2 protein-coding genes are annotated in these 1,898 nt (G+C 53.9%); both read right to left on the bottom strand.

All coding sequences use genetic code 11. The annotated features are described in order from the left end of the window. Positions 1–65 precede the first annotated feature (65 nt). On the bottom strand, positions 66–1,100 hold the full coding sequence (locus BZG79_RS15040) for a TIGR01620 family protein (RefSeq protein ID WP_021022376.1): 1,035 nt from the start codon (positions 1,098–1,100) through the stop codon (positions 66–68). Between the two features lie 11 nt (positions 1,101–1,111). Further along, positions 1,112–1,898, bottom strand: a 787-nt coding sequence (locus BZG79_RS15035) for a YcjX family protein (RefSeq protein ID WP_199878011.1), incomplete at its 5' end; no start/stop codon positions are given.

Below are 1,898 nucleotides of genomic sequence, written 5' to 3'. Positions count from 1 at the left end.
TTACCAAGAGCGTCACCAAGGGCGCCACCAAGAACGTGTCACCACGCGTGCTACACGCATTCGCGTCAGTGGGGTGATTCGCCGGGGGTTGGGCTTTTACCCATTAGCCGTTTTACCAGCTCGCGCCGCAACTGTGACAAGCTCGGGGCCGCTTGCCCATGCCAAGGCAGTGGCCGCATCAGGGTCATGGTTTTTAATCCAAGGCGAGCCGTGAGCAAACCAATCCCCAACCCTTGGGCGACGCGGCCAGAAACACGTCCAGCGAGGTTCACTGAAAGGACATCAAAGCCAACATCGGTCATGGCCTCACTCGCGCCGGCAAGCGCCATGTTGGTGAGAACCATTTTAAGTAAACTCAATCGGGCTTTGACTCCAAGTTGAATGCCATACACGTTGGCAATCTTGGTCATTAAATGAAAATTTCGCCACGCAACCAGTAACATATCGGCGGCCGCCAATGGGCTAACGGCCACCATTAAGGCCGCCTCTTGCGAGTGTTTCGTCACCAAGGCGCGCGCTGCCTTATCTTGAGCGCTGAGTACCTGTTGCTCATAAAGGCCTAAAATTTCGCTGTCGTTATGGGTTGCCGTGATCGCTTGCTGCCACTGTGTAAAAGCTGGACGTTGTACTTGTCCGGTTTGCTCCGCTAACTGACGACAAAAGTGTTCGCCCTGCCCGACCGCATCACTGGCCAGCAGTTGCTCAGCCTGTTGGCGGACAGCATCGCGTTGCAGCAAACGACGCATCGCGCGCCATTCTTTACCCAGCATCACCAATCCAGTCGTGGCGATGGCGATCAACAAACCTTGCCAGCCAAGACTAAGCCAATCTTGCGCTAGCCAGCTTTGATACACACTGTCAGCGGATTGCCACAATGCCAGTAGCATGGTTGCCAACATAAGAAATGGCCACACTCGGCGTCGCTTGCGTGATGAGGGGGCGAGCGTTGCATCAAGCGAGGCTTCCCATTCAGCACTCGCCGCCGGCGTAAAATCATGGTCCGATTCAAACGTGGTGCCTTGTTGTATCCGGCTATCTAATGCCGTCTGGTCTATCTCGGCATCCTGTGCAAAGGTTTGTTTTGGCTTGTATTGGGTCATGACTACCTCATTTATCGAAATTTGTCGCCAAGCAAATAATCCAAGGCTTTATCCATGCGGATATGTGGCAAGGGGGCATCGAGTGGCGCGGGTTGCGGACGAAACGACGGGAAGTCAAACCCTTGATCCTGCCAGAAGGCATCTTCCGGTAACTGAGCCGGTACCTCTCCCGGGTATAACGTCACTGGGCTGTTATCGGCCAAATGGCCTTTTAACGCGCTTTGGGTGCTGCCTTTTACCGAGACATAGCCCGGTATGGTTGCTTCAATCGCGGCGACACTTTGACAGCGCATATCAATGCCTTCAAACGCCGCCTGTTGCCACGCTTGATGAACAATTTGTTGCAACAGGCTCACCAAGTTTGGATGTTGCTCGGGGGTCACATTATCGGCTTTGGTGGCGGCAAACAACACTTTATCGATACGGGGCGAAAACAGCCGTTTGAGTAACCCTGACTTGCCGTATTTAAAGCTTTGCATGAGCTGCTCAACGGCGAGGCGCATATCGTGAAACGCAGCGGGCCCAGCGTTCAACGGTTGTAAGGTGTCGACCAAGATGACTTGGCGATCAATTTTGGCAAAGTGTTCGCGGTAGAAATGGGCAACCACATGTTCACAGTAATAGTCGTAGCGCGCTTTGAGTACCCCATAGTTGGAGTCTTTCCCTGCTTTGGCCAAATCCTGTTCATTGTCCGAGCCAATCCAAGGAAAGAACTGCACCACAGGTGCACCAGCTAGTTCCCCGGGGAGCACAAACCGGCCAGGTTGCACCCAATGCAGCCCGCCATGTGCTTTACAC

This window comes from Salinivibrio sp. MA427 (genome assembly GCF_001996115.1).
Classification (GTDB): domain Bacteria; phylum Pseudomonadota; class Gammaproteobacteria; order Enterobacterales; family Vibrionaceae; genus Salinivibrio; species Salinivibrio costicola.
This window is presented reverse-complemented; position numbering and strand designations above follow the sequence as displayed.

Bases quoted from the DNA above. Each gene is read 5' to 3' on its own strand.
- BZG79_RS15040 (WP_021022376.1), bottom strand. From the start codon at position 1,100: ATGACCCAATACAAGCCAAAACAAACCTTTGCACAGGATGCCGAGATA.